General features: G+C 73.5%; 28 protein-coding genes and 2 tRNA genes. 23 read left to right on the top strand and 7 right to left on the bottom strand.

Features of this window, described 5'->3' with window-relative positions:
* Positions 1-2 precede the first annotated feature (2 nt).
* A tRNA-Glu gene (locus ACFVHB_RS35070) sits at positions 3-78 on the top strand.
* Between the two features lie 44 nt (positions 79-122).
* Positions 123-197 (top strand) — tRNA-Gln (locus ACFVHB_RS35065).
* Positions 198-305: 108 nt separating this feature from the next.
* Here ACFVHB_RS35065 and ndgR read toward each other — a convergent pair.
* On the bottom strand, positions 306-1,019 hold the full coding sequence (gene ndgR, locus ACFVHB_RS35060) for an IclR family transcriptional regulator NdgR (RefSeq protein WP_148642806.1): 714 nt from the start codon (positions 1,017-1,019) through the stop codon (positions 306-308).
* A gap of 228 nt (positions 1,020-1,247) precedes the next feature.
* Between ndgR and leuC the strand changes: the two genes are divergently transcribed.
* From leuC to ACFVHB_RS35040, 4 genes are all read left to right on the top strand, one after another.
* A complete protein-coding gene (leuC, locus tag ACFVHB_RS35055) occupies positions 1,248-2,669 on the top strand; it encodes a 3-isopropylmalate dehydratase large subunit (protein WP_380330385.1) in 1,422 nt (473 codons plus the stop codon).
* A 5-nt stretch (positions 2,670-2,674) separates the two neighbouring features.
* Positions 2,675-3,286 carry a 3-isopropylmalate dehydratase small subunit gene (gene leuD, locus ACFVHB_RS35050; protein WP_380330382.1) on the top strand — a complete coding sequence of 204 codons (612 nt, stop codon included), beginning with the start codon at positions 2,675-2,677 and terminating at the stop codon, positions 3,284-3,286.
* 201 nt (positions 3,287-3,487) lie between these two features.
* Complete coding sequence (locus ACFVHB_RS35045; protein ID WP_380330379.1) at positions 3,488-3,835, top strand: hypothetical protein; 348 nt, start codon at positions 3,488-3,490, stop codon at positions 3,833-3,835.
* A 133-nt stretch (positions 3,836-3,968) separates the two neighbouring features.
* Entirely contained in the window at positions 3,969-4,685 is a 717-nt protein-coding gene (locus ACFVHB_RS35040; protein WP_380330376.1) for an HU family DNA-binding protein, read from the top strand.
* A gap of 155 nt (positions 4,686-4,840) precedes the next feature.
* On the opposite strand, the gene ACFVHB_RS35035 is transcribed toward ACFVHB_RS35040, so the two are convergent.
* A complete protein-coding gene (locus ACFVHB_RS35035; RefSeq protein WP_380330373.1) occupies positions 4,841-5,062 on the bottom strand; it encodes a hypothetical protein in 222 nt (73 codons plus the stop codon).
* Between the two features lie 43 nt (positions 5,063-5,105).
* Complete coding sequence (gene cofC, locus ACFVHB_RS35030; RefSeq protein WP_380330370.1) at positions 5,106-5,813, bottom strand: 2-phospho-L-lactate guanylyltransferase; 708 nt, start codon at positions 5,811-5,813, stop codon at positions 5,106-5,108.
* 212 nt (positions 5,814-6,025) lie between these two features.
* Here cofC and ACFVHB_RS35025 point away from each other — a divergent pair, with 212 nt between their 5' ends.
* From ACFVHB_RS35025 to ACFVHB_RS35015, 3 genes are all read left to right on the top strand, one after another.
* Complete coding sequence (locus tag ACFVHB_RS35025) at positions 6,026-6,856, top strand: lysophospholipid acyltransferase family protein (protein WP_380330367.1); 831 nt, start codon at positions 6,026-6,028, stop codon at positions 6,854-6,856.
* 47 nt (positions 6,857-6,903) lie between these two features.
* On the top strand, positions 6,904-7,854 hold the full coding sequence (locus ACFVHB_RS35020) for an NAD(P)H-dependent glycerol-3-phosphate dehydrogenase (protein WP_380330401.1): 951 nt from the start codon (positions 6,904-6,906) through the stop codon (positions 7,852-7,854).
* An 84-nt stretch (positions 7,855-7,938) separates the two neighbouring features.
* Positions 7,939-9,081, top strand: coding sequence for a D-alanine--D-alanine ligase family protein (locus tag ACFVHB_RS35015; protein ID WP_380330364.1), 1,143 nt, complete (start codon positions 7,939-7,941; stop codon positions 9,079-9,081).
* A gap of 73 nt (positions 9,082-9,154) precedes the next feature.
* Here the strand turns inward: ACFVHB_RS35015 and ACFVHB_RS35010 are convergent, their stop codons facing one another.
* The gene (locus ACFVHB_RS35010) at positions 9,155-9,667 is read right to left on the bottom strand and encodes a DUF3515 domain-containing protein (protein WP_380330361.1); all 513 of its coding nucleotides are present in this window, start codon (positions 9,665-9,667) and stop codon (positions 9,155-9,157) included.
* 20 nt (positions 9,668-9,687) lie between these two features.
* Positions 9,688-9,921, bottom strand: a complete 234-nt coding sequence (locus ACFVHB_RS35005; RefSeq protein WP_360186812.1) for an Lrp/AsnC ligand binding domain-containing protein — start codon at positions 9,919-9,921, stop codon at positions 9,688-9,690.
* A 202-nt stretch (positions 9,922-10,123) separates the two neighbouring features.
* Between ACFVHB_RS35005 and ACFVHB_RS35000 the strand changes: the two genes are divergently transcribed.
* The 3 genes from ACFVHB_RS35000 to thiD all read left to right on the top strand — a co-directional run bounded on the left by ACFVHB_RS35000 (position 10,124) and on the right by thiD (position 13,218).
* Positions 10,124-11,089 carry a thiamine-phosphate kinase gene (locus ACFVHB_RS35000; RefSeq protein ID WP_380330358.1) on the top strand — a complete coding sequence of 322 codons (966 nt, stop codon included), beginning with the start codon at positions 10,124-10,126 and terminating at the stop codon, positions 11,087-11,089.
* A 207-nt stretch (positions 11,090-11,296) separates the two neighbouring features.
* The gene (locus ACFVHB_RS34995) at positions 11,297-12,322 is read left to right on the top strand and encodes a 6-phosphofructokinase (RefSeq protein ID WP_380330355.1); all 1,026 of its coding nucleotides are present in this window, start codon (positions 11,297-11,299) and stop codon (positions 12,320-12,322) included.
* A gap of 23 nt (positions 12,323-12,345) precedes the next feature.
* Positions 12,346-13,218 carry a bifunctional hydroxymethylpyrimidine kinase/phosphomethylpyrimidine kinase gene (gene thiD / locus ACFVHB_RS34990; RefSeq protein WP_380330352.1) on the top strand — a complete coding sequence of 291 codons (873 nt, stop codon included), beginning with the start codon at positions 12,346-12,348 and terminating at the stop codon, positions 13,216-13,218.
* A gap of 132 nt (positions 13,219-13,350) precedes the next feature.
* Here thiD and rpmB read toward each other — a convergent pair whose 3' ends face one another.
* The gene (rpmB, locus tag ACFVHB_RS34985) at positions 13,351-13,536 is read right to left on the bottom strand and encodes a 50S ribosomal protein L28 (RefSeq protein WP_344639849.1); all 186 of its coding nucleotides are present in this window, start codon (positions 13,534-13,536) and stop codon (positions 13,351-13,353) included.
* A 299-nt stretch (positions 13,537-13,835) separates the two neighbouring features.
* Here rpmB and ACFVHB_RS34980 point away from each other — a divergent pair, with 299 nt between their 5' ends.
* The 10 genes from ACFVHB_RS34980 (at position 13,836) to mutM (ending at position 23,874) form a co-directional block, all read left to right on the top strand.
* Complete coding sequence (locus ACFVHB_RS34980) at positions 13,836-15,467, top strand: DAK2 domain-containing protein (RefSeq protein WP_380330349.1); 1,632 nt, start codon at positions 13,836-13,838, stop codon at positions 15,465-15,467.
* A 109-nt stretch (positions 15,468-15,576) separates the two neighbouring features.
* Positions 15,577-17,790: an ATP-dependent DNA helicase RecG gene (recG, locus tag ACFVHB_RS34975; protein WP_380330346.1), complete on the top strand. Its 2,214-nt coding sequence runs from the start codon at positions 15,577-15,579 to the stop codon at positions 17,788-17,790.
* A gap of 118 nt (positions 17,791-17,908) precedes the next feature.
* Positions 17,909-18,442, top strand: a complete 534-nt coding sequence (locus ACFVHB_RS34970) for a hypothetical protein (RefSeq protein ID WP_380330343.1) — start codon at positions 17,909-17,911, stop codon at positions 18,440-18,442.
* 134 nt (positions 18,443-18,576) lie between these two features.
* Positions 18,577-19,161, top strand: coding sequence for a 16S rRNA (guanine(966)-N(2))-methyltransferase RsmD (gene rsmD, locus ACFVHB_RS34965; RefSeq protein ID WP_380330340.1), 585 nt, complete (start codon positions 18,577-18,579; stop codon positions 19,159-19,161).
* A 53-nt stretch (positions 19,162-19,214) separates the two neighbouring features.
* Positions 19,215-19,706 carry a pantetheine-phosphate adenylyltransferase gene (gene coaD / locus ACFVHB_RS34960; RefSeq protein ID WP_380330337.1) on the top strand — a complete coding sequence of 164 codons (492 nt, stop codon included), beginning with the start codon at positions 19,215-19,217 and terminating at the stop codon, positions 19,704-19,706.
* Positions 19,707-19,901: 195 nt separating this feature from the next.
* On the top strand, positions 19,902-21,104 hold the full coding sequence (locus tag ACFVHB_RS34955; protein WP_380330334.1) for a cell division initiation protein: 1,203 nt from the start codon (positions 19,902-19,904) through the stop codon (positions 21,102-21,104).
* Between the two features lie 192 nt (positions 21,105-21,296).
* Positions 21,297-21,941, top strand: a complete 645-nt coding sequence (locus tag ACFVHB_RS34950) for a YceD family protein (protein WP_380330331.1) — start codon at positions 21,297-21,299, stop codon at positions 21,939-21,941.
* 2 nt (positions 21,942-21,943) lie between these two features.
* The gene (gene rpmF, locus ACFVHB_RS34945; protein WP_035797762.1) at positions 21,944-22,117 is read left to right on the top strand and encodes a 50S ribosomal protein L32; all 174 of its coding nucleotides are present in this window, start codon (positions 21,944-21,946) and stop codon (positions 22,115-22,117) included.
* Positions 22,118-22,137: 20 nt separating this feature from the next.
* A complete protein-coding gene (gene rnc, locus ACFVHB_RS34940; protein WP_380330328.1) occupies positions 22,138-22,929 on the top strand; it encodes a ribonuclease III in 792 nt (263 codons plus the stop codon).
* Positions 22,930-22,980: 51 nt separating this feature from the next.
* Entirely contained in the window at positions 22,981-23,874 is an 894-nt protein-coding gene (gene mutM, locus ACFVHB_RS34935; RefSeq protein WP_380330326.1) for a bifunctional DNA-formamidopyrimidine glycosylase/DNA-(apurinic or apyrimidinic site) lyase, read from the top strand.
* Between the two features lie 31 nt (positions 23,875-23,905).
* On the opposite strand, the gene ACFVHB_RS34930 is transcribed toward mutM, so the two are convergent.
* Positions 23,906-24,829, bottom strand: coding sequence for a hypothetical protein (locus tag ACFVHB_RS34930; RefSeq protein WP_380330323.1), 924 nt, complete (start codon positions 24,827-24,829; stop codon positions 23,906-23,908).
* Between the two features lie 304 nt (positions 24,830-25,133).
* Here ACFVHB_RS34930 and ACFVHB_RS34925 point away from each other — a divergent pair, with 304 nt between their 5' ends.
* Positions 25,134-26,492, top strand: coding sequence for a hypothetical protein (locus tag ACFVHB_RS34925; protein WP_380330320.1), 1,359 nt, complete (start codon positions 25,134-25,136; stop codon positions 26,490-26,492).
* Positions 26,493-26,655 lie beyond the last annotated feature (163 nt).

Here is a 26,655-nt window from a genome sequence, read left to right as displayed (position 1 = left end):
AAGCCCCCGTTGTGTAGCGGCCTAGCACGCTGCCCTCTCACGGCAGTAGCGCCGGTTCGAATCCGGTCGGGGGTACCAGAGCACGAAGCCGGTGGGCTCGCCCCATCGGCCGATTGCTTTGTTGGGGTATGGTGTAATTGGCAGCACGAGTGATTCTGGTTCACTTAGTCTAGGTTCGAGTCCTGGTACCCCAGCCAGAAAAGTACGGCCCCGGTTTTCGCCGGGGCTTTTCGCATTTCCAGGGCCGGAAAAACCGGAAGGGCCCCGCTCGGTGATCGAGCGGGGCCCTTCCGGTGCGTGGCGGGTCAGCCGCGGCGGAGCGCCTCGGTCAGGCGGTTGGCGGCCTCGATGATGGCCTGGGCGTGCAGCCGGCCCGGGTGGCGGGTCAGGCGCTCGATCGGGCCGGAGACGGAGACGGCGGCCACCACCCGGTTGGAGGGGCCGCGCACGGGCGCGGAGACGGACGCCACGCCCGGCTCCCGCTCGCCGATCGACTGGGCCCAGCCGCGGCGCCGGACGCCGCTCAGCGCGGTGGCGGTGAAGCGGGCGCCCTGGAGGCCGCGGTGGAGCCGCTCGGGCTCCTCCCAGGCCAGCAGGACCTGGGCGGCCGAGCCGGCCTTCATCGGCAGGGTGCTGCCGACCGGGACGGTGTCCCGCAGGCCGGAGAGCCGCTCGGCGGCGGCTACGCAGATCCGCATCTCGCCCTGCCGGCGGTAGAGCTGTGCGCTCTCGCCGGTGACGTCGCGCAGGTGGGTCAGGACCGGGCCCGCGGTGGCGAGCAGCCGGTCCTCACCCGCCGCGGCGGAGAGTTCGGAGAGACGGGGGCCGAGGATGAAGCGCCCCTGCATGTCCCTGGTGACCAATCGGTGGTGTTCGAGTGCGACGGCGAGTCTGTGGGCCGTGGGGCGCGCCAGACCGGTGGCGGCGACCAGCCCCGCCAACGTGGCGGGGCCCGACTCCAGTGCGCTCAGCACCAGAGCGGCCTTGTCGAGAACGCCGACGCCGCTAGAGTTGTCCATGCCCTAAGACTGCAGTCTCATTCCGCGAGACGCAAGTTCAATCTTCCGCGAAAAGCGCCACTCTGGATGCAGCAGCCCGGGAGACATCCAGGATGCGACCCCGACCGGGCGTCCGCATCGTGGACACCGATCCGGCGTGCAGGTCGCGCGACGCGAGCCTCACAGGGCGGCGACAGTGACCTCGACGACACGAGAAGGCCGGCAACGCGGCCGGCTGGAGGGAATCCGATGGGACGGACACTCGCAGAGAAGGTCTGGGACGACCACGTCGTACGGCGCGCGGAGGGCGAGCCCGACCTGCTCTTCATCGACCTGCACCTGCTCCACGAGGTCACCAGCCCGCAGGCCTTCGACGGTCTCCGGTTGGCCGGGCGCAAGGTCCGCCGGACCGATCTGACGATCGCCACCGAGGACCACAACACCCCGACCCTGGACATCGACAAGCCGATCGCCGACCCGGTCTCCAAGGTCCAGCTGGAGACGCTGCGCCGCAACGCCGCCGAGTTCGGCGTCCGGATCCACTCGCTGGGCGACGTCGAGCAGGGCGTCGTGCACGTGGTCGGCCCGCAGCTGGGCCTGACCCAGCCCGGCACCACCGTGGTCTGCGGTGACTCCCACACCTCCACCCACGGTGCGTTCGGCGCGCTGGCGTTCGGCATCGGCACCAGCCAGGTGGAGCACGTCCTGGCCACCCAGACGCTGCCGCTGGCGCCCTTCAAGACCATGGCGATCACCGTCGAGGGCGAGCTGCCCGAGGGCGTCACCGCCAAGGACCTGATCCTGGCGATCATCGCCAAGATCGGTACCGGCGGCGGCCAGGGCTACGTCCTGGAGTACCGGGGCTCCGCCATCCGCAGCCTCTCCATGGAGGCCCGGATGACCATCTGCAACATGTCGATCGAGGCCGGTGCCCGGGCCGGCATGATCGCCCCCGACCAGACCACCTTCGACTACCTGCGGGGCCGTCCGCACGCCCCGGAGGGCGAGGACTGGGACGCCGCGGTCGCGTACTGGAAGACCCTGGTCACCGACGAGGACGCGGTCTTCGACCACGAGATCTTCATCGACGCGAACGAGCTGACCCCGTTCGTCACCTGGGGCACCAACCCGGGCCAGGGCGCCCCGCTGGGCGCGAACGTGCCGGACCCGGCCTCCTTCGCCGACCCGCAGGAGCGGATCGCCGCCGAGAACGCCCTCGCCTACATGGGCCTGGAGGCCGGCACCCCGCTGCGCGAGGTCAAGGTCGACGCCGTCTTCGTCGGCTCCTGCACCAACGGCCGGATCGAGGACCTGCGGGCCGCCGCGGCCATCCTGGACGGCCGCGAGGTCGCCGAGGGCGTGCGGATGCTGGTCGTCCCCGGCTCGGTGCGGGTCGCGCTGCAGGCCGTCGAGGAGGGCCTGGACAAGGTGTTCACCGCCGCCGGCGCCGAGTGGCGCCACGCGGGCTGCTCGATGTGCCTGGGCATGAACCCGGACCAGCTGGCCCCGGGCGAGCGCTGCGCCTCGACCTCGAACCGCAACTTCGAGGGCCGCCAGGGCAAGGGCGGCCGCACCCACCTGGTCTCCCCGCAGGTCGCGGCCGCCACCGCCGTCCTGGGCCGACTGGCCGCACCCGCCGATCTCCCGTCCAACGTCGCTGTGGAGGCCTGAGCAGCATGGAGAAGTTCACCACCCACACCGGCCGGGCCGTCCCGCTGCGCCGCAGCAACGTCGACACCGACCAGATCATCCCGGCCCACTGGCTGAAGAAGGTCACCCGTTCCGGTTTCGAGGACGGGCTGTTCGAGGCCTGGCGCAAGGACGAGTCGTTCATCCTCAACCGCCCGGAGCGGCAGGGCGCCACCGTCCTGGTGGCCGGCCCGGAGTTCGGCACCGGTTCCTCCCGTGAGCACGCGGTCTGGGCGCTGCAGAACTACGGCTTCCACGCCGTGATCTCCTCCCGGTTCGCCGACATCTTCCGCGGCAACTCGCTGAAGAACGGCCTGCTCACGGTCGTCCTGCCGCAGGAGACCGTGGACCGGCTCTGGGAGATCACCGAGGCCGACCCGGCGGCCGAGATCACCGTCGACCTGGAGGCCCGCGAGGTGCGCGCCCGGCAGCTCGACGGAACCCCCCTGGCGGCCTCGTTCGAGCTGGACGACAACGTGCGTTGGCGCCTGCTGAACGGCCTGGACGACATCAGCATCACCCTGCAGAACGAGGCGGACATCGCGGCGTTCGAGGCGACCCGGCCGTCGTTCAAGCCGCGCACCCTGCCGGTCGCCTGAGACCGGGGAGTGAACCCGGGACCTCCCGGGGAACAAGCATTCTGACGTTCCGCCGGATGGCCCGTCCCCCCTCGGGGGGGCGGGCCATCCGTCGTTCCGGAGCGCGAGTTCACCTCCCCGGACGGCCCCCGATTGCCGATTTGGCAATGCCGCAGAGGGCCCCGCGCAAGCACAACTGCGGGTAGATGGCACAATCAGTACATGCACCGGCACCATGAACCTCCGTACGCGGGCGGCGAACCCGCGTCACCGGAGTCCACGGGCCGGGGATCCGAACGCCGAATTGACGACCGGCCGGACGCCGCCACCTCGCCTGCTGAGGAGCCGGACGACCCGGAAGTCGCAGCGCTCTACGCGCTTGTGGCCGAGCGGTTGAAGCAAGCTCACGCCCGCGTGCATGCGCTGAACGTGTCTGCCGATGCAAAGACCGCTCTCACCCGACAACTCCTCATCGTCACCGAGACCGCCAAGCGCGATCTTCCGGGGGCGGCAAGGCGGTTGAGTCGCTTTGTGCGGGACCTCGACGAGGGGCGCCCGCCCGTCGGCTGAGGTCGCCGACGCGCAAATCCATTGCGACACTAGGGTGATTCGCGCGTTTGGTAATTGAAAGTCCGCAGATACATACCTAACGTGCGAAATGAACGGATGGAATCATCCGGCGCCCGTTTCCGAAGGGGAAGACGTGAACAAGGCTCAGCTTGTCGAAGCGGTGGCCGAGCAGCTGGGCGGTCGCAAGGCTGCCGCAGAGGCCGTCGACGCAGTGCTCGACACCATGGTCCGCGCCGTCGTGGCCGGTGACCGGGTGTCGGTCACCGGTTTTGGCACCTTTGAGAAGGTGGAGCGCTCCGCGCGCTTCGCCCGCAACCCGCAGACCGGCGAGAAGGTCAAGGTCAAGAAGACCTCGGTGCCCCGCTTCCGTCCCGGCCAGGGCTTCAAGGACCTGGTCAGCGGCAGCAAGAAGCTGCCGAAGGAAGGCCCCTCGGTGAAGAAGGCCCCCAAGGGCTCCCTCACCCCGGGCAAGAGCGGCGTCGCCGCGACCCCGGCCGCCAAGCGCGCCGCCACCAAGCGTGCCGCCACGGCCGCCGCCGCGGCCCCGGCCGCCACCAAGAAGGCCGCCGCCAAGAAGACGGCGACCACCGCCGCCGCCAAGAAGACCACGGCCACCGCCGCCAAGAAGGCGACCGCCACCAAGAAGGCCACCCCGGCCGCGGCGAAGAAGACCGCCGCGACCGCCGCGAAGAAGACCACGGCCGCCGCCAAGAAGACGGCGACCACCGCCGCCGCCAAGAAGACCACGGCCACCGCCGCCAAGAAGGCGACCGCCACGGCCAAGAAGACGGCTCCGGCGAAGAAGACCGCCACCCGCAAGACCACCGCGCGCAAGACCACCGCGAAGTAGTCGCCGGACGGCCTTCCAGAGCCGTGGCGCACCGCCCCCGGGACCCGGGCGGCCGGGCCGCCACGGCTCTTCGGGTTTCCGGGCGGCTTCCGGGCGCGCGGTCGCGCCGCCGGACCGCCCCCGCAGGAGCGTCACGGCGGTCGGACGCGGGCCGGTCAGGCCGCGGCCGGATCCGGGAAGGTCTGCAGCGTCACGAACACCACCCGGCGGGCCTCGCCGGTGCCCTCGGTGCGGATCCGCACCCGCTGGCCGGGGCGGAGCAGCAGCAGGCCGCCGGCGTCGAACGCGGCCGCGTCGAACGGCACCGGGGTCCCGTCGTCGAGCAGCACGGAGCCGGCCCGGGTGGCGGGGTCGAAGGTGAACGCGGTGGCCTGCATGAAAGCAGCATAGCGAGCGGCACCGACAATCCCGGGGAGCGTCTCAGCGCGGCTCCGGGACCGGGCCCGCGGCGTAGCCGAGCCGGGCCGACAGCGCGCCGGTGTGCGGGCCGACGCCCAGCGCCAGCGCCTCGCCGAGGTCGGCGCCGGTGTCGACGTCCCGGCGCACCGACTGCACGCCGTCCAGGCGCAGTTCGCGGGCGCCGCCGGCCGCGTGCCGGGTCCGCGAACCGTCGCCGAACGCGGGCGCGAGCGGGCTGCCGGGGGCGCACGCGAGCAGGGTGGTGCCCAGTCCGGGGGAGTCGGCCAGGAAGGCCCGGCCGGCCGGCGGCACCGCGGCCAGCACCCGGGCCAGTTCGGCCGGGCGCAGGGCCGGGAGGTCGGCCGAGAGCGCGGCCAGCGGCGCGCGCGGGTCCACCGCCAGCGCGGCCGCCGCGCCGTGCGCCAGCGCGTGGTTGAGGCCTCCGCCCGGCTCGTCGGCGACCACGACGGCGCCGAGCTCGGCCAGCCGTTCGCCGGCCCGGCCGTCCCGGGTCACCACCAGCACCCGGGCCACGCCGGGGGTGGCCAGCGCGGCGGTGACGGTGTCCAGGGCGAAGGAGAGCGCCAGCTCCGGACGGTGCTCCCCGGCGAACGGCGCCAGCCGGGTCTTCGCCAGGGCGAGCGGCTTGAGCGGAAGCACCAGCGACCAGCCGGCGGTGGGTGCGGGGGGCGCGACGGGCTCGCTGGGGCGTACGGTGTCCTGGGTCATCGGCGTCATTGTGACGCCGGTCCCGGAACCCTCGCCAGGCCGTCCGAGCTGTGCGGACGTGCGTTTGGTCACGCCCGCCCGACGTGCTGGCGGGGTTGCTCGACAGCCGCTCCGCGGTCGGGCGAGACTGTTCCGCGCCCGGGCCCCGCAGGGGCTCCGGAGGCGAGAGACTGCGGCACCCCACGTGCCGCACCGGATGAGGAGGACCTGGGGTGGCCCGCCGCTCGTACGCCAGCTTCGGCAACGCCGACTACGGCATCTGGTACCGCTTCGCGGCCGTGCTGGTGAAGCCGGTGACGACCGCGCTGGTCAAGCCCGACTGGCGGGGCTGGGAGCACCTTCCGAAGGAGGGTGGCTTCATCGCCGCGGTCAACCACAACTCGATCATCGACCCGGTGGTCTACGCGCACTGGCAGTACAACAGCGGGCGTCCGCCGCGGATCCTCGGCAAGTCCTCGCTGTTCTCGGTGCCGTTCATCGGTTTCATGCTGCGCAAGACCGGCCAGATCCCGGTGTTCCGGGAGTCGACCGACGCCGCGCAGGCGTTCCGGGCCGCGATCGACGCGGTGAACGCCGGCCAGTGCGTGCAGTTCTACCCGGAGGGCACGCTCACCCGGGACCCGGAGCTGTGGCCGATGACCGGCAAGAGCGGGGTGGCCCGGGTCGCGCTGATGACCGGCGCCCCGGTCATCCCGGTGGCGCACTGGGGTGCGCACGAGATCATCCCGCCGTACGGCAAGGGCGGGTCCGGCAAGGGCAAGTTCAACCTGTTCCCGCGGCACAAGGTGACCGTGGCGGCCGGGCCGCCGGTGGACCTGAGCAAGTACCAGGGCCAGGAGCTGACCGCGCAGGTCCTCAAGGACGCCACCGAGGACATCATGGAGGCGATCACCGCCGTGCTGGCCGACATCCGCGGCGAGGAGCCGCCGGCCGAGCGCTACGACATGCGCGCGGCGGCCCGGGCCCGGGCCCGGAGCGCGGCGGCCGAACGCCAGCGGGCGGCCGGCAGGAACGGCAGCGGCGCCGAGGAGGCCGCCAAGTGACCAGGTGCGCCGTGTTCGGGACGGGTTCCTGGGGGACCGCGTTCGCGATGATCCTCGCCGACGCCGGCTGCGAGGTGGTCCTCTGGGGCCGCCGGCAGGAGCTGGCGGACGCCGTCAACACCACCCACGTCAACCCGGACTACCTGCCGGGCGTGCCGCTGCCGGCCTCGATCCGGGCCACCACCGACGCCGCCGAGGCGCTGGCCGGCGCCGACTTCGCGGTGCTGGTGGTGCCCTCGCAGACGCTGCGCGACAACCTGGCCGCCTGGGCCCCGCTGATCGAGCCGCAGACCGTCCTGGTCAGCCTGATGAAGGGCATCGAACTCGGCACCGCCAAGCGGATGAGCGAGGTCATCGAGGAGGTCACCAAGGTCGGCCCGGAGCGGGTCGCCGTGGTCAGCGGCCCCAACCTGGCCCGCGAGATCGCCAACCGGCAGCCCGCCGCGAGCGTGGTGGCCTGCACCGACGAGGCGGTCGCCAAGCGGCTCCAGGCGGCCTGCCACACGCCGTACTTCCGCCCGTACACCAACACCGACGTGATCGGCTGCGAGCTGGGCGGCGCGGTGAAGAACGTGATCGGCCTGGCGGTCGGCATGGCCGACGGCATGGGGCTGGGCGACAACACCAAGGCGACGCTGATCACCCGCGGGCTGGCCGAGACCACCCGGCTCGGGCTGGCGCTCGGCGCCGACCCGTACACCTTCGCCGGGCTGGCCGGGATGGGCGACCTGGTGGCCACCTGCTCCTCGCCGCTCTCCCGCAACCACACCTTCGGCACCAACCTGGGCCGCGGGATGTCCCTCGCCGAGACCATCGCGGCCACCCGGCAGACCGCGGAGGGCGTGAAGTCCTGCGAGTCGGTGCTCGACCTGGCCCGGCGCAGCGGCGTCGACATGCCGATCGTCGAGGCCGTGGTGGACGTGGTGCACAACGGGCGCCCCACCCAGGAGGCCCTGCAGGCCCTGATGTCCCGTTCCGCCAAGGCCGAACGGCACTGAGCCGGGCGCGAGCCGGGCCGCCGCGGTTTCGGCCAGGGTGGCTGACTTTCCGGAAACGGCCCGCACGGTACTCTCAAACGCGATATGAGCATCGAACAGACCTCCCCGAACCCGTCCGCGAAGCCCCGCGTAGCGATCGTCTTCGGCGGACGCAGCTCCGAGCACGCCATCTCGGTCTCGACCGCGGGCAGCGTGCTGCGGGCGATCGACCGCGAGAAGTACGAGGTGCTGCCGATCGGCATCACCCACGAGGGCCGCTGGGCGCTGGTCAGCGACGAGCCGGCCCGGATGGCCATCACCGACGGCAGACTGCCGGACGTCTCCCAGATCGCCGAGGCCGTCGAGGGCCAGGTGGCGCTGCCGGTCAGCCCGGGCAGCCGCGAGGTGGTCTGGAGCGAGCCCGGAGCCACCCCCAAGGCGCTCGGCGAGGTCGACGTGGTCTTCCCGCTGCTGCACGGCCCCTGGGGCGAGGACGGGACGCTTCAGGGCCTCCTGGAGCTCTCCGGCGTGCCGTACGTCGGCAACGGCGTGCTCTCCAGCGCGGTCGGCATGGACAAGGAGTTCACCAAGCGGATCCTGGCCTCGCACGGCCTCGGCGTCGGCCGGTACACCATCGTGCGCCCGCGCGAGTGGGAGACGGAGGCCGGCCGGGCCGCCGTCCGCGAGCGCGTCGCGGACCTGGGCCTGCCGGTGTTCGTCAAGCCGTGCCGGGCCGGCTCCAGCATGGGCATCACCAAGGTGAAGGACGTCGCCGACCTCGACGCCGCCATCGAGGAGGCCCGTCGCCACGACCCCAAGCTGATCATCGAGGCCGGCGTCGCCGGCCGCGAGATCGAGTGCGGGGTGCTGGAGTTCGAGGACGGCCCGCGGGCCAGCGTGCCCGCCGAGGTGCTGGTCGGCGGCGACTTCGAGTTCTACGACTTCGAGGCCAAGTACATCGACTCCTCCGAGGTGCGCGTCCCGGCGGAGCTCGGCGAGGCGGAGACCGCCGAGATCCGCCGCCAGGCGGTCGCGGCCTTCGAGGCGCTCGGCTGCGAGGGCCTCGCCCGGGTCGACTTCTTCCTGCTGGAAGACGGCAGCTGGATGATCAACGAGATCAACACCATGCCCGGGTTCACCCCGATCTCGGCCTACCCGAAGATGTGGGAGGCCACCGGGCTGTCGTACCCGGAGCTGATCGACCGGCTGCTCCAGGCGGCGCTGCGCCGCTCGACCGGCCTGCGCTGACCGCGCGCGGCCGTCCGCACCGACGGCGAAGGGCGGGCCGGAAGCTTCCCGGCCCGCCCTTCCGCGACGGGTGTCAGGGGATGTTGGCCTTCACCGCGGGGTTGAGCGCGGAGACCGGGTCCAGCGGGTTGGCGAAGGCCCCGCCGGGGACGGTCACCTCGACGTACGCCTTGCGCATCGTCGTGGTGAACCGGTAGCCCCCGTCGTCCAGCTTCTTCGCCCACCAGGTGACGTCGTCGATGGTGGGGGAGAGGTCCTTCGCGGCCGGGCCGTTCAGCTCCTCCGGGCGGTCCACGCCGCAGCGCAGCACGGTGCGCGGCGAGCTGGCCCAGGCGGCCACGTACGGCGAGGCCGGCGACGGGTCCTTGCGGGCGTGGCCGAGCAGCTCCTGCGGCAGCGCGGCGGCCAGGGCCTGGCAGTACCCGGCCGCCTTGCCGGTCGGCTGCGGCGTCTCGATCCTCTCGGGCGCGCTCCAACTGCCGACCAGCACCACCGCGGTGCAGGTCAGCGCGAGCGGAAGGGCCAGCCACCGGACCGGGGCGGGCAGTTCCGCGAGAAGGCGGGGGACGCGCAGTTGTCGGGCCACCCGCCGATGGTAGCCGGGCCCTACAGGTGGACCACCGGACAGGTGAGGGTCCGGGTGATGCCCTCGACCTGCTGGACCTTGGCCACGACCAGGCGGCCGAGGTCGTCCACGGTCTCGGCCTCGGCCCGCACGATCACGTCGTACGGCCCGGTCACGTCCTCGGCCTGGAGGACGCCGGCGATCTTCGAGATGGACTCGGCCACGGCGGTGGCCTTGCCGACCTCGGTCTGGATCAGGATGTATGCCTGTACCACGGAGGGACCTCCCGGCGGCTGGGTACGGGGATGCCGCCGTGATCGCCCGGTCAGGCGTCGGGGGTGGGAACGGGCTCACCGGCAGTCTGATCACCACGCTACCGCGCAGCGGGCCGGGGAGGGGAGACTTCTGCACCCGCGGAGGGCGTACGCTGCGCGCGGGGGTCACTTGAACCGGACGGCACATCCGAGAGGACGGCAGATGCAGGGGACCGTGGGCGAGCTCGGCGAGTTCGGCCTCATCAGGGAGCTGACCGCCCGGGTGCCGCTCACCGAAGCGGTCGACCTCGGCCCGGGCGACGACGCCGCCGTGGTGAAGGCGCCGGACGGGCGGGTGGTGGCGACCACGGACGTGCTGATCGAGAACCGGCACTTCCGCCGGGACTGGTCGACCGCCTACGACGTGGGCCGCAAGGCCGCCGCCCAGAACCTCGCCGACGTGGCCGCGATGGGCGCGGTGCCGACGGCGATACTCCTCGGCCTGGTCGCCCCCGCCGATCTGCCCACCACCTGGGCCACCGAGCTGATGGACGGCCTGCGCGACGAGTGCCAGGTGGCCGGGGCGACGGTGGTCGGCGGCGACGTGGTGCGCGGCGACGTCATCACGCTGGCCATCACGGCGCTCGGGGACTTGCAGGGGCGCGCGCCGGTGACGCGCGCCGGGGCCCAGGTCGGCGACGTGGTCGCGGTCACCGGCTGGCTGGGCTGGTCCGCCGCCGGGCTGACCGTGCTGCAACGCGGCTTCCGCTCGCCGCGGGCCTTCGTGGAGGCGCACCGCCGGCCCGAGCCGCCGTACCACGCGGGCCCGGCCGCCGCCGAGTTGGGCGCCACCGCGATGGTCGACGTGAGCGACGGGCTGGTGGCCGACCTCGGCCACGTCGCCCGGGCCAGCGGCGTGGACATCGACCTGCACGCCGCCGACTTCGACGTCCCGGCCCAGATGGCCGACATCGGCCAGGCGGTCGGCGTGGACCCGCTGGTCTGGGTGCTCTCCGGCGGTGAGGACCACGCGATCGTCGCGACCTTCCCGCGCGGGGCCCAACTCCCCGCTCGCTGGCGGGTGGTGGGCGAGGTGACGGGGCGGGCCCGGGCGGCCCGCGGCGGCCGGGTCACGGTGGACGGCGCGGCCTGGGACCGGGTCGGCGGCTGGGACCACTTCGCCGAGTGACGGGCGTGCCGTCGTCGCGGGGCGGACGTGCCGTCGCGGGGTGACCGGCGTGCCGTCCGCTCACCGGGCGCGTCGGGCGATGGACGGACGGCGCGCGGCGCGACCGGTCCGGGCGGGGGTTTTGCGTAGGCTTGCGTTGAACCGAGCCCGCCCGCCCGTCCGGCGCGGGTGGTCTGATCCACTGCGGAGCGGGAGAGCACTGCCACCATGCGCATCGGTGTCCTGACCAGCGGCGGCGACTGCCCCGGCCTCAACGCGGTGATCCGCTCGGTGGTGCACCGGGGTACGGACGTGCACGGCGACGAGATCGTCGGCATCGAGGACGGCTTCCTCGGCCTGATCGAGGGCCGGACCAGGCCGATCTCGCACGACGACGTCACCGGCCTGCTGACCCTCGGCGGCACCATCCTGGGTTCGGCCCGGGTCAAGCGCGAGCGGATCGCCTGGGCGGTGGACAACGCGCAGGCCCTCGCCCGGGACGCCGGCATCGACGCGCTGATCGCGATCGGCGGCGAGGGCACGCTGACCGCGGCCCGGATGTTCAGCGACGCCGGGCTGCCCGTGGTCGGCGTGCCGAAGACGATCGACAACGACATCGACGCCACCGACGTCACCTTCGGTTTCGACACCGCGGTGCACGTCGCGACCGAGGCGATCGACCGGCTGAAGACCACCGCGGAGTCCCACCAGCGCGTCATGGTGGTGGAGTTGATGGGTCGGCACACCGGCTGGATCACCCTCACCGCCGGCATGGCGGGCGGTGCGCACGGCATCCTGATCCCGGAGAAGCCGTTCGACATCGAGGCGGTGGCCCGGATGGTCGAGGACCGCTTCGCCCGGGGCAAGAAGTTCGCCATCATCGCCGTCGCCGAGGGCGCCGGCCCGCTGCCCGGCACCATGCGCTTCGACCACGGCGAGGTCGACCAGTTCGGCCACCAGACCTTCGGCGGGATCGGCAACCGGCTCGCCCACGAGCTGGAGAACCTGCTCGGCAAGGAGGCCCGGCCGGTCATCCTCGGCCACGTCCAGCGCGGCGGCACGCCCACCGCCCGCGACCGGGTGCTCGCCAGCCGGTTCGGCTGGCACGCGGTGGAGGGCGTCCACAAGGGCGCGTTCGGGCACTTCACCGCGCTGCGCGGGAACGACATCGTGCTGGCGCCGGTCGCCGAGGCGGTCACCCGGCTGAAGACGGTGCCGCAGGACCGCTGGGCGGAATCGGAGGCCGTGCTCTGAGCCCCCGGAGGTAGGTTGACCTCATGTCCCTCCCGTCTCCCACCCCCGCCCCCGGCCGGCACACCCCCGGGCCCGGCCCGGGGGAGCCCCCACCGCACGGCCCCTCCTCCGTCCCCCCTCGCGTGCTCACCGTCGCCGGCTCCGACTCCGGCGGCGGCGCCGGCATCCAGGCGGACCTGAAGGCGATGCTCGCCCTCGGCGTCCACGGCATGAGCGTGATCACCGCCGTCACCGCGCAGAACTCGCTCGGCGTCCAGGGCTACTGGGAGCTGCCGGCCGAGGCCGTCCGCGCCCAGTTCCGCAGTGTGGTGGACGACATCGGCGTGCAGGCGGTGAAGACCGGCATGCTCGCCTCGATCGAGCTGGTCGAGACCGTCTCCGACCTGCTCGCCGGCGTGGACGCCCCGGTGGTGGTCGACCCGGTCGGCGTCTCCAAGCACGGCGACGCGCTGCTGGCCGCCGAGGCCGTCGCCACCGTCCGGGAGAAGCTCCTGCCGGTCGCCACCCTCGCCACGCCCAACCTGCACGAGGTGACGCAGCTCACCGGCCGCACCGTCGAGGACGAGGGCGGGATGCTGGACGCCGCCAAGGCGCTGCTCGACCTCGGGCCGCGCTGGGTGCTGGTCAAGGGCGGGCACCTGGAGGGCGAGGCCGCCGACCTGCTGTACGGCGGGCCGGGGGAGGAGCACTGGTACCGCGCGCCCCGCTACGACAACCGGCACACCCACGGCACCGGCTGCACGCTGGCCAGCGCGATCGCCGCCGGGCTGGCCAAGGGCGAGCCGCTGCCGGAGGCGGTGGCCTCGGCCAAGGAGTACGTCACCGGCGCGATCGCCGGCGGCTTCGCCCTGGGCGCGGGCATCGGCCCGGTCGACCACGCCTGGCGCTGGCGCTGAAACGACCGATGGCGGGCCCTCGGGCCCGCCATCAACCGTGTGCCGGGAACGGCGGGCACACCGGGGAAACAGAAAGCCGGCTCATCCGAGGATGAACCGGCTGACTGGAGGACCGGCGTACCGGTCTGCGCGTCAGCGCGAGACCTTACCGGCCTTGATGCACGAGGTGCAGACGTTGAGCCGCTTCGGCGTCCGCCCAATCACAGCGCGCACCGTCTGGATGTTGGGGTTCCAACGACGGGAGGTACGGCGGTGCGAGTGGGAGATGCTGTTGCCGAAGCCCGGCCCCTTGCCGCAGACGTCGCAGTTGGCAGCCACAGGAGTCACTCCAAGACTTCAGATCATTTACGTTCGAAACCCCGCCGACCCACCGGAGCACTCACGTGAACCAGACCGGACCAAGGGGGTGAGCCTGGACTGTTCCAGGCAACCGGAAGAGCATACAACGCTTGCTTCCGTTCAACGAAACTACCACGACCGCGCTGGTGATCGCTGCGGTCGCCGGATCCCGCGCCAGGCCCCGGCCCCCGATAACCTGCCGGTATCACCCCTCGCCGCTGCCCTGAACGCGCTGCAGCCCCTCGGGCCATCGCGGCGTCCCATCCGGAGGAGACCTGGTGCTGCACACGCTCGACGCCCCGGCCGTGCGCAGCTGGTGCCAGCTGGCCCTGCGCGCGCTCGGCCAGGCCCGCGAGGAGATCGACGCACTCAACGTCTACCCCGTCCCGGACGGCGACACCGGCACCAACCTGTACCTGACCGTGGAGTCGGCCGCCGCCGCGGTGGAGAGCCGGTTCGCCGACCCGGACGCCGGCCCGGCGCCCGGGCTCGCCGAGACCGCCAGGGCGATGGCCCGCGGTGCGCTGATCGGCGCGCGCGGCAACTCCGGGGTGATCCTCGCCCAGTGGCTGCGCGGCACCGCCGAGACGCTGGCCGAGGGCGGCGGCGCCGACCAGCTGCGGGCCGCCCTGCAGCGGGCCGCGGACTCCGCGTACCAGGCCGTCGCCGAGCCGGTCGAGGGGACGCTGCTGACGGTGGCCCGGATCGCCGCCCGGGAGGCCGTCCGGGCCGGGGACGGGCTCGCCCAGGTCGCCGACACGGCGTACCGGGCCGCCCGGGAGGCGCTGCGGCACACCCCCGAACAGCTCTCCGTGCTGGCCGAGGCCGGGGTGGTGGACGCCGGCGGGCGCGGCCTGGTCGCCGTCCTCGGCGCGCTCGCCGACGCCGTCGCCGGGCACCAGCCGATGGGCCCGGTCGCCCTGCGCGGGGACGTCCGGATCGTGGAGAGCTGCGAGGGGCACGTCAGGCCGCCCGGCCCCGGCCACCCCGCCTTCGAGGTGATCTACCTGCTGGACGCCCCCGACGACGCGCTGCCCGCGCTGCGCGAGCGGCTCGCCGGGCTGGGCGACTCGCTGGTGGTCGGCGGCGGCGACGGCCTCTGGAACGTCCACGTCCACGTGGACGACGCGGGCGCCGCCGTCGAGGCCGGCGTGCGGGCGGGCCGGCCGCACCAGATCCGGATCACGCACTTCGCCGAGGCCGCCGCCCGCTCCGGCACCGCCGACGACCGCGGCGAGCGCGAGGAGCGCACCCGCGCGGTGCTCTCGGTGGTCTCCGGCGCGGGCCTGGCCGAACTCTGCGAGCAGGCCGGCGCCGTGGTGCTGCACGCCGACCCGGACCGGCCGCCGGCCAGCGCCGAACTCGCCGCGGCCGTCCGCCGGGCCGCCGCCCGCGAGGTGGTGCTGCTGCTCAACGACCCCGAGCTGCGGGCCGCCGCGGGCGCCGCCGCCGACCAACTGCGCGAGGAGGGCGTCCGGATCGCCGTGCTGCCCACCCGCTCGCCGGTCCAGGGCCTGGCCGCGCTCGCCGTGCACGAGTCCGGCCGCCGCTTCGACGAGGACGTGGTCGCCATGACCTCGGCGGCCGGCGCCACCCGGTACGCCGAACTCGCCGTCGCCGAGGGGGAGTCCTGGACGATGGCCGGGGTCTGCCAGGCCGGTGACGTGCTCGGGCTGATCGACGGGGACGTGGTGGTGATCGGCTCCGGGCCGGACGAGGTCGGGATGCTGGTCCTGGACCGGATGCTCGGCGCGGGCGGCGAACTGGTCACCCTGATCCTCGGCGAGGGCGCGCCGGAGGGCCTGGCCGAGCGGCTGGTCGCGCACGCCCGGCACCGGCGGCCCGAGGTCGACGCGGTGGTCTTCCACGGCGGGCAGGAGTCCGCCCCGCTGCTCATCGGGGTCGAGTAGCCGGCGCCCCGGGCCGAGGGGGCGCCGGGCCCGGTCGCCCCGGGGGCGGGCGGGCGCGGCGCACCGGCGACGCCCGGATTGTCGGTCCGGTGGTGTAAACAGGGGCCTGATGGGCGCTCTCGATGAACCACTGACCAAGCTCGTCGGCGACCGGACCGCCAAGGTGCTCGCCGACAGCCTCAAGCTGCGCACGGTCGGGGACCTGCTGCACCACTATCCGCGCCGCTACGTCGAACGCGGCCAGCTCACCAGCCTGGACGAGCTGGAGATCGACGAGCACGTCACCGTGCTGGCCCGGATCGAGAAGGTCACCCTGATCCCGTTCCGCGGCCGCAAGGGGGACCGCCTGGAGGTGGTCGTCACCGACGGCCGCAGCCGGCTCTCGCTGGTGTTCTTCAACCAGGGCTGGCGGCAGAAGGAGCTCAAGGCCGGCGCCCAGGGCCTGTTCGCGGGCAAGGTCGGCGTCTTCAACCGCGCCCGCCAGCTGGTCTCGCCGGACTACCAGCTCCTCGACGAGGACGCCGGGTCGGACGCCGCGCGGCAGTTCGCCGGCCGGCTCATCCCGGTCTACGCCGCCAGCGCCCAGATGCCCAGCTGGAAGCTCGCCATCTGCATCGAGACCGCCCTCACCAAGCACCTCGGCGACGTCGGCGAGCCGCTGCCGGCCGAGCTGCGCGAGCGGCACGACCTCATCCCGCTGCCCGAGGCCCTGGAGCTGATCCACCGCCCGCGCAGCCAGGCCGACCGCGAGCGCGCCCAGAGCCGGCTCCGCTGGGACGAGGCGTTCGTCCTCCAGGTCGCGCTCGCGCGGCGCCGGGCCGCCGACTCCGCGCTGCCCGCCAAGCCGCGCGAGGCCCGTGCGGGCGGCCTGCTGGACGCCTTCGACGCCCGGTTGCCGTTCGCCCTCACCGAGGGCCAGCGGAAGGTGTCCGCCGAGATCGCCGCCGACCTGGCGAGCGCGCACCCGATGCACCGGCTGCTCCAGGGCGAGGTCGGCTCCGGCAAGACGCTGGTCGCGCTGCGCGCCATGCTCGCCGTGGTCGACGCGGGCGGCCAGGCGGTGCTGCTGGCGCCCACCGAGGTGCTGGCGCAGCAGCACCACCGCTCGATCGTCGAGATGATGGGGGACCTCGCCGAGGGCGGCATGCTCGGCGGCTCGGACCTCGGCACCCGGGTGGTGCTGCTGACCGGTTCGATGGGCGTCCCGGCCCGGCGCCAGGCGCTGCTGGACATGGCCTGCGGGGACGCCGGCATCGCGATCGGCACCCACGCCCTGATCGAGGACAAGGTGCAGTTCCAGGATCTCGGCCTGGTCGTCGTGGACGAGCAGCACCGCTTCGGCGTCGAGCAGCGGGACGCGCTGCGCGCCAAGGGCGACCAGCCGCCGCACCTGCTGGTGATGACGGCCACCCCGATCCCGCGCACCGTCGCGATGACGGTCTTCGGGGACTTGGAGACCTCGGTGCTGGACCAGCTGCCGGCCGGTCGTTCGCCGATCTCCACCCACGTCGTCCCGGCCGTGGAGAAGCCCAACTTCCTGGTGCGGGCCTGGGAGCGGGTCCGCGAGGAGGTGGCCAAGGGCCACCAGGCGTACGTGGTCTGCCCCCGGATCGGGGACGAGGAGCCGGCCGAGCCGAAGAAGCGGCGCAGGGCTCCCGACGAGGACCTGGAGGACGTGGCGGACCTCGGCGCCGACAGCGACGAACGCCGGCCCCCGCTCTCGGTGGTGGAGACCGCCGAGATGCTGGTGAAGGGCCCGCTGGCCGGGCTGCGGGTGGAGATCCTGCACGGCCGGCTGGCGCCCGAGGCCAAGGACGAGGTGATGCGCCGGTTCGCGGCCGGCGAGGTGGACGTCCTGGTGGCCACCACGGTGATCGAGGTCGGGGTCAACGTCCCCAACTCCACCGCGATGGTGATCATGGACGCCGACCGCTTCGGCGTCTCCCAGTTGCACCAGCTGCGCGGCCGGGTCGGGCGCGGCAGCGCGGCGGGCCTGTGCCTGCTGGTCAGCGACATGCCGGCGGCCAGCGCCGCCCGGGCCCGGCTGGACGCGGTGGCCGGCACGCTGGACGGCTTCGAGCTGTCCCGGATCGACCTCGAACAGCGCCGGGAGGGCGACGTGCTGGGCCAGGCGCAGTCCGGGGTGAAGTCCTCGCTGAAGGTGCTCTCGGTGCTGGAGGACGAGGAGGTCATCGTCACCGCCCGGGCCGAGGCCACCCGGCTGGTCGCCGAGGACCCGGAGCTGGCCGCCCACCCGGAGCTGCGCACGGCGCTGGAGAGCCTGCTCGACGCGGACCGCGCGGCCTACATGGAGAAGGGCTGACCGAGGAGGGCCGGCGGCCCCTTCGGGACGGCCGATTGTCAGACCCCCGGGAGAGAATGTAGTTGTTCAGGACGCACCGTCAAGGTGCGTACCTGGCGCGACACTTGGGGGTCCTGCCATGGCATTCCGTCATCTCAACGAGCTCCCGCTGGGCGACAAGGTCTTCCGGATCGAACTCGCCAGCGACGACGACCGCGAGGTCACCCTCACCCTGACCGGCTGGCGCGAGGGGGCGGCCGCCGAGCCGCTCGCCTCGGGCAAGCTCCGCCTGCCGGTCGAGGACGTCGCCTCGCTGCGGATCGCGCTCAACCGCGCGCTCCGGGCGCTGGCGATCGTCGCCGACGTCTCCGAGCCCATCCCCGACCGTGACGTGCTGCGCGAGCTGTACCCCGGCCACGGCGCCCCCTGGGTGCCGCAGCACGAGGAGGAGCTGGTCCGGCGGTTCCACGACGGCGAGACCATCGCCCGGATCGCGGCCCGCTTCGGCCGTACGCCCGACTCCGTCCGCACCAAGCTGCGCGAGCTCGGGCACGACCCGCGCCGCCCCGAGTTCTGCCCGCCCGACGGCTGCCTGTCCTGGTCCCGGTACGCCTCGCCGGCACTGCTCGGTGCGGCGATCCCGGCCCAGGCGGCGGGCTCCGAGGCGAGCTGATCGCGCGGGTGCGTGATCCCGGGCCCCTGCCGGTCGGACCGGCGGGGGCCCGGTCGCTCGCCCACCGCCTTCGAGCCGGCGGGCCCGGGGCCGTATAGCGTGGTCCGGCAGCGACGAAAGGACCTCCCACCACCATGACCCGCGTGATCGCCGGGGCGGCCGGCGGCCGTCGGCTGGCCGTACCGCCCGGCCGGGGCACCCGCCCGACCTCCGACAAGGCCCGTGAGGCGATGTTCTCGACCCTGGAGTCGCTGCGCGGCACCCTGCACGGCGCCCGGATGCTGGACCTGTTCGGCGGTTCCGGCGCGGTCGGCCTGGAGGCGCTGTCGCGCGGCGCCGAGCACGTGCTGCTGGTCGAGGCGGACAACCAGGCGGCCCGGGTGATCCGGGAGAACGTCCGGACGGTCAACCTGCCGGGCGTGCTGGTGAAGGCGGCCCGGGCGGAGAAGGTGATCGCCGGCCCGCCCCCGGAGACCCCGTACGACCTGGTCTTCCTCGATCCGCCGTACGTCGTCACCGACGACGAGGTGCGCGAGATGCTGATCACACTCCTGGCGGGGGGCTGGCTCGCGGCCGACGCACTCGTCACCGTGGAGCGCAGCACCCGAGGCGGCGAGTTCGGCTGGCCCGACGGCTTCGAGGTGCTGCGGTCCCGCCGTTACGGCGAGGGCACGCTCTGGTACGGTCGCGCCGCCGCCGAGGCCCGCCAACACCCCTGACCGGGCCGAGGAGGCCCGCAGCACCCGTCACCCCGAGAGGGAGCATCCACGCCATGCGCCGCGCCGTCTGCCCCGGATCGTTCGACCCGATCACCAACGGTCATCTCGACATCATCGAGCGGGCCTCGAAGCTGTACGACGTGGTGCATGTCGCGGTCGCGGTCAACCGGAACAAGCAGGGCATGTTCACCATCGAGGAGCGGATCGCCCTGATCGAGGAGGTCACGGCGTCCTACGGGAACATCGTGGTCGAGTCGCACCTCGGCCTGCTGGTGGACTTCTGCCGGGACCGCGGGATCCCGGCGATCGTGAAGGGGCTGCGCGCCGTCAGCGACTTCGACTACGAGCTGCAGATGGCCCAGATGAACCACGGCCTGACCGGGGTCGAGACGCTCTTCGTGCCCACCTCGCCGACGTACAGCTTCCTGTCCTCCACGCTGGTCAAGGAGGTCGCCTCGTACGGGGGCGACGTCTCGCACCTGCTGCCCGAGGTGGTGCACCGCCGGCTGGTCGAGCGGATCGCGGAGCGCAGGGCCGCGCAGTAGCGGGCGCGGAGCTGGCGCGTCCGTTTCTGCCGGTTCGTCACGAGTTGTCCCGGGCGCGCCCGGGCGGTCCGGTCCGGGCGTTGTGACCTCGCCCCGCAGTGGCCGTACAGTCTGTATTCCTGCCCTGCGGTGAGGTCCACCGCGCCGGGCCTGCCTCCGCCGGACCGTCGGCGGCACACGGAAAGACGAAGCCCCGTGGACGTGCAGAACAAGGTCGACGAGATCGTCGCGGCCGTCGAGAACGCCCGCTCGATGCCCATGTCGGCCTCCTGCGTGGTGAACCGAGCCGAGCTGGTCGGCCTGCTCCAGGAGCTCAGGGCGGCGCTGCCCGCCGAACTGGCCCAGGCCCAGTCGGTGATGGCCGACCACGAGCAGGTGGTGGCCGACGCCCAGGCCGAGGCGGAGCGGATCATCCAGGGGGCGCACGCCGAGCGCGGCTCGCTGATCTCCGACACCGAGGTGGTCCGCCGGGCCCAGGCCGAGGCGGACCGCATCCTCGCGGAGGCGCGCGCCGAGGTCGAGGCCAAGCGCGCCGAGGCCGACGACTACGTGGACAGCAAGCTCGCCAACTTCGAGGTCGTGCTGACCAAGACGCTCGGCGCGGTCGGCCGCGGCCGGACCAAGCTGCGCGGCGACTCCAGCGTCTTCGAGACCGAGTACGAGGGCGAGAGCGACGGCGAGGAGTTCCGCCCGCAGCCGCGGATCACCCCCAGCCCCGAGGTCGACGAGTACGTCGACGTGAAGCTGGCCACCTTGGAGAACGTGCTCAGCGCGACCCTGGAGGCGGTCGGCAAGGGCCGCGACAAGCTGCTCGGCAAGGCCCCGATCGACGAGCTGGGCGCCTACCTGGCCGCCGCCGACCAGGCCCAGCAGGCCAAGGACCGAGCAGAGGCGGTCGCGGCGGGCTTCGCCGCCGACGCGGACGGCGACGACATCGCCTGGTACCGCGAGGACGTGCCGCAGCAGCAGACCTGGCCGGAGCAGACCCCGGCCGCGGCCGGCTGGCAGGCCCCCGGCGCCGACCAGTACGCGGCCGCGCAGCAGCCCGGCGGGCAGTACGCCGAGGTGTACGGCGGCGGCTACGACCCGGCCGGCCAGGGCGACCCGTACGGTGCCCAGTGGTCGGAGGCCGGGGGTGGCTACGGCCAGCAGCCGGGCTACCCGGCCGCCGGGCAGGAGCAGGGCGGCTACGGCTACCCGCAGCCGCAGCAGGGCTACGGCGCCCAGCCGTACGACGCATGGGGGCACCCCCGGTCGGAGGCCGGGGGAGGCTACCCGCAGCAGCCGGCCAACCCGCCCGCCGTCCCGCAGCAGCAGCAGGCGGGCCTGGACGAGACCAGCTTCTTCGACACCAGCATGATCGACATGACCCGGCTGCGGGAGCTCGGCGGACGCTGACCCGGCCCCGGGCCCGGCCGGAACGGGCGGGGCGGTGGCCGGAACCGGCGGGGGAGGCCGACCGAAGTTGGGCCTGGCCGGAGACTCGGGTAGTCTGACCACTCCGGCCTCTCCGTGTCGGGCCGTCGGTCTGCCCGCGCATCGTCCGGTGAGCAGCGCCGCGCATCAGTTTTCTCAGGAAGTCAGGACACCTTGAACCGCCTCGACCACCGCGACCCCCTCGTGTTCGACACGCACGAGCTCGGTCGTCGCCCCGGCTCGCTGCGCAAGGTGTCCCGCACCCTGGAGGCCCCCGAGGGCCTCGGGATCATCGATGTGATCGGCGTCCCGGAGAAGAGCGAGATCCGGCTGGAGCTCCGCCTGGAGTCGGTGGTCGAGGGCGTGCTGGTGACCGGCACCGCCGAGGCCCACGTCGAGGGCGAGTGCGTGCGGTGCCTGGAGCCCGTCGAGGACGACATCGACGTGGACTTCCAGGAGCTGTACTACTACCCGGAGTCCGACGAGCGCCACCGCGCCCGGACCGCCGGTGCCGAGGACCTCGACGAGGACTCGGAGGAAGAGACTTACCGTCTGGAGGGCGACTTCTTCGACCTCCAGCCGGTGCTGCGTGACGCGGTGGTGCTCGCACTGCCGCTGCAGCCGGTGTGCCAGGAAGACTGCCTGGGCCTGTGCTCCGAGTGCGGAGCGCGCCTGAGCGACGACCCGACGCACCACCACGACGCCGTCGACCCCAGGTGGGCGGCTCTGCAGGGACTCTCCGCCGCCCCCGGCGACGAGGGTGACGGGATCAAGAACAGCGACACCCGTGAGGGTCTCGCCGAGAACCAGGAGAAGTAGCCGTGGCTGTTCCGAAGCGGAAGATGTCGCGCAGCAACACGCGCCACCGCCGTTCCAACTGGAAGGCCGTCGTTCCGGCCCTCGTGGCCTGCGACCGCTGCCACGAGCCGAAGCTCGGCCACACCGCGTGCCCGAGCTGCGGCACGTACAACCGTCGCCAGGTCCTCTCGGTCTGATCGGCGGGGTGTACGGATCGATGTCGGACGGTAACTCCTCCCGCAAGGCGGCCACCGCCACGAAGGCTACTTCGGGCGGCGGAAAGGCCGGCGGGCCGGCTTCGACCGAATACGACGTCCTGGAAGGGCGCCTCGGGTACACACTCGAGCGCGCCCTTCTGGTACGCGCCCTGACCCACCGCTCGTACGCGTACGAGAACGGTGGGCTGCCCACCAACGAGCGCCTGGAGTTCCTCGGCGACTCGGTGCTGGGCCTGGTGGTGACCGACACCCTCTACCGCGTCCACCCGGACGTCCCGGAGGGCACGCTCGCCAAGCTGCGCGCCGCGGTGGTCAACTCGCGCGCGCTCGCCGACGTCGGCCGGGGCCTGGACCTCGGCGCGTTCATCCGGCTCGGCAAGGGCGAGGAGGGGACCGGCGGCCGCGACAAGTCGTCGATCCTCGCCGACACCGTCGAAGCCGTGATCGGTGCCGTCTACCTGGACCAGGGGCTGGACGCGGCCACCGAGTTCGTCCACCGGCTGTTCGACCCGCTGATCGAGGAGTCCTCTCAGCTGGGTGCCGGCCTGGACTGGAAGACCAGCCTGCAGGAGCTCACCGCCTCGGTGGGCATCGGCGTGCCGGAGTACGTGGTCGAGGAGTCCGGTCCGGACCACGAGAAGACCTTCACCGCCGCGGCCCGGGTGGCCGGCGAGGACTTCGGCAGCGGCGTCGGCCGCTCGAAGAAGGAAGCCGAGCAGAAGGCCGCCGAGAGCGCCTGGCGGGCGATCAGGGAGAAGTACGCCGACCGCCTCCCCGGCGGCTCCGCCTGAGTCCGCAGTACCCTTCCTCCTGCCCGTTCCCGCGCGCTGGAGGCTGTTGAGGTGCCCGAACTCCCCGAGGTTGAGGTCGTCCGCCGCGGTCTGGCGAACTGGGTCGCCGGCCGGACGGTCGCCGACGTCCAGGTGCTCCACCCGCGCGCCGTGCGGCGCCAGCCGGCCGGCGCGGCCGACTTCGTCGCGCGGCTGACCGGCACCACGCTCGGCGCCGCGCAGCGCCGCGGCAAGTACCTCTGGGTGCCGCTCACCGGCCCGGGGAGGCCGGAGGCCGCGGGAGGATTCTCGCTGATCGGCCACCTCGGGATGAGCGGCCAACTCCTCGTCCAGGACCCGACCGTGCCGGACGAGACGCACCTGCGGGTGCGGCTCCGGTTCACCGACGGCGGGCGCGAGCTGCGCTTCGTCGACCAGCGCACCTTCGGCGGGCTCGCCGTCGAGGAGGCCGAGGACGGCGACCCGGAGGGCACGCCGGTCTCCATCGCGCACATCGCCCGCGACCCGCTCGACCCGCGCTTCGACGACGCCGCCTTCGTGGCCGCGCTGCGCGCCAGGCGCACCACCGTCAAGCGGGCGCTCCTGGACCAGACGCTGATCAGCGGCGTCGGCAACATCTACGCGGACGAGGCGCTCTGGCGCTCCCGGCTGCACTACGACCGCCCCACCGCCTCGCTGACCCGCCCGCAGGCCGCGCTCCTGCTGGCCGGCGCCCGGGAGGTGATGACCGCGGCCCTGGCCGTCGGCGGCACCAGCTTCGACAGCCTCTACGTCAACGTGAACGGCGAGAGCGGCTACTTCTCCCGGGACCTCGACGCCTACGGCCGCGAGGACCAGCCCTGCCGCCGCTGCGGCACGCCGATCCGCCGGGCCGCCTGGATGAACCGCTCCAGCTACTTCTGCCCCCGCTGCCAGCGCGTCCCGCGCGCCCGCGGCGAGGGCTGAGGCCGGGCGGCCCCCGGCCGCCGGGGGCCGGTCAGCTGCTCTTGCTGAGCGCGGGCTGCGGCTGTTCCGCGTCCACGCCGCCGTGGGTGTCCTGGCCGAAGTAGGCGACGCCGACCGCCGAGACGACGGCGAGCAGGAAGCCCGCCACGCCGAGCCAGGCGAGGCCGTCCTTGGAGGAGTCGCCGAGCCAGAGCACGCCGACCGCGCCGGGCAGCACCGTCTCGCCGACCACCAGGGCGGCGGTCGCCCCGTTCACCGAGCCGATCTGCAGGGCGACGGTGTGCACGTACATGCCGCCGATGCCGCCGACCAGGATCGCGTACAGGGCCGGGTCGGAGAGCAGCGCGCCCAGCTCGAACGGGTCGACGCCGTTGAGGATGCGCACGCCGACGCCGAGCGCGCCGAAGCCGAGGCCGGAGAGCAGGCCGGCGACGATCGCGCCGTTGGCGCCCATCCGCCGCACCAGCAGGCTGCCGCCGACCAGCAGCACGGTGGTGACCAGCAGCAGCCACCAGTGGAACTCCATCGCCGCGTGGTGGCCGCCCTCCGGGCCGGCCGAGACGGCCAGCAGCACCAGGGCCGAGCAGAGCACGCCGATCGAGGCCCACTCCAGCTGCTTGAGCCGGATGCCGAGCAGCTTGATGCTCAACACCGCGGTGATCACCAGGTTGGCGCTGATGATGGTCTGCGAGAGGAACAGCGGCAGCAGCCGCGCGGCCAGCGCACCGAGCCCGAAACCGATGAAGTCGAGCACCGTACCGAGGATGAACTCCCAGGTGACGGCGGCCTTCGCGGTGGAGGCGAGGCTCGGCCCGCCGTGCGCGGTGGTGCCGGCCGACGAGCCCCCGGCGGCGGCCTCCTCCCGGGCGGAGCGCCGTGATCCGACGGCCTGCAGGACCGAACCGGTGCCGTAGCAGGCGGAGGCCGCCACGGCGGTGACGAGGCCGATGAACACCCAGTGCTCCGATCGAGAGAAGCGGTCAAGAGAAGGTCAAGGGACCGAGGTACGGGGACCAGTGTGCCCGGTCGCGCGGTAGCGTCGGAGCGCCCGCGACCTGCCCCGGGAGCGCCCGGGGCCCGCCGGGAGGTACGTCCGGGCAGGTGGCCGGGTTCCCGTCGCCGGTGCGGTTCGGGGGCGGCCCGGGGAAACATCATCCCCGAGGAGGGCGCCGACCCCGGCGGACGGTGGGGGTGGTCCGGAGCAGCCGTACGCGAAGGGTATGCCCTGGCGGGACGCCGGTGGCGGTAGCGTCGATGGCATGAGAACCCTCGCTCGACGATCCCGGGGCGCCGGGCCGCTGGCCCTGGTGGCGGCGCTGCTCGGGCTGCTGCTCCTGCTGGCCCCGGCGGCCTCCGCGGCCGGCGGGCTGGACGACGCCGCCTCGACGCTCAAGCAGGGCCGGGTGTACGTCGACCCGGCGATGACGGACCGCTTCGGCCAGAACCAGGCCGACGCCCTGACCGAGAAGATCCGCAAGGCGGACAAGCCGATCTTCGTCGCGGTGGTCCCGGACGCCGCCCCCTACGGCGAGCGGACGGTCTTCAGCGACCTGCGCACCAAGACCGGGATCACCGGCACCTACGCGATCTGGAGCGGCGGGCAGTTCCAGGCCCATTCGGACCCCGAGGCGCTGCCGTCCGGGAGCGCCGAGCGGATCGCGGGCGCGGCCTTCCGCTCCCACCCGGGCGACATCGACGCGACCCTGAACGACTTCGTGGACACCGCCGCGCCGCAGGTCAAGGGCCACGGCGTGAACAGCTCCGCGGGCGGCGTCTCCGTCGCCGCGGTCGTCGTCCCGCTGGCCCTGCTGGCCCTCGCCGGCACCGGCGTCCTCCTGCTGTTCCGCCGGGCGAAGAAGCGCAAGGAGGAGCAGCGGCGGGCCGAACTGGCGCGGCTGCGCCAGGTGGTGGACGAGGACATCACCGCCTTCGGCGAGGAGCTCGACCGGCTGGACTTCAACCCGGGCGCCCCGGACGCCGACGACGTCCAGCGCACCGACTACGCGCACGCCCTCGACTCGTACGAGCGGGCCAAGCGCAGCATGGACGAGGCGAAGGGGCCGGAGGACGTCAAGCCGGTCACCGAGGCGCTGGAGGACGGCCGGTTCGCGCTGGCCACGCTCGCCGCCCGGCGCGAGAAGCGGCCGCTGCCGGAGCGCCGCCCGCCGTGCTTCTTCGACCCGCGGCACGGCCCGTCCGTGCAGGACGCCGACTGGGCGCCGGCCGGCGGGGCGGTGCGCACCGTCCCGGTCTGCCGGGCGGACGCCGACCGGCTGGCGGCCGGCCAGGACCCGGACATCCGGACCGTCCCGACCGAGCACGGCCCGCAGCCGTACTGGAACGCCGGCCCGGCGTACGGGCCCTGGGCGGGCGGCTACTTCGGCGGGTTCGGCGGCGGGCTGCTGCCCGGCCTGCTGGTCGGCACCATGCTCGGCTCGATGATGAGCACCCCGGCCTACGGCGCCCCGGTCGACGCCGGTTCCGGCTACGAGGGCGGCGACTACTCCGGCGCCGACTACGACTCCTCCGACTTCGACGCCGGCTTCGACGGCGGTGGCGGCTTCGACGGCGGTGGCGGGGACTTCGGGGGCGGGGGCGACTTCGGCGGCGGGTTCTGATCCCGCGAGGAGGTCCCGGGCCGTGACAGCCGGGCCGCGGGGGCCCCCCGGGGGGCCCCGGGGGGGGGGGGTGGGGGGGGGGGTTTGGGGGGGGGGGGGGGGGGGGGGGGGGGGGGGGGGGCGGGCGGCTCTGGTTCCGGCGGCATGCGCCCAGTACGGCACG

This window comes from Kitasatospora sp. NPDC127111, from assembly GCF_042677465.1.
GTDB lineage: Bacteria > Actinomycetota > Actinomycetes > Streptomycetales > Streptomycetaceae > Kitasatospora.
This window is presented reverse-complemented; position numbering and strand designations above follow the sequence as displayed.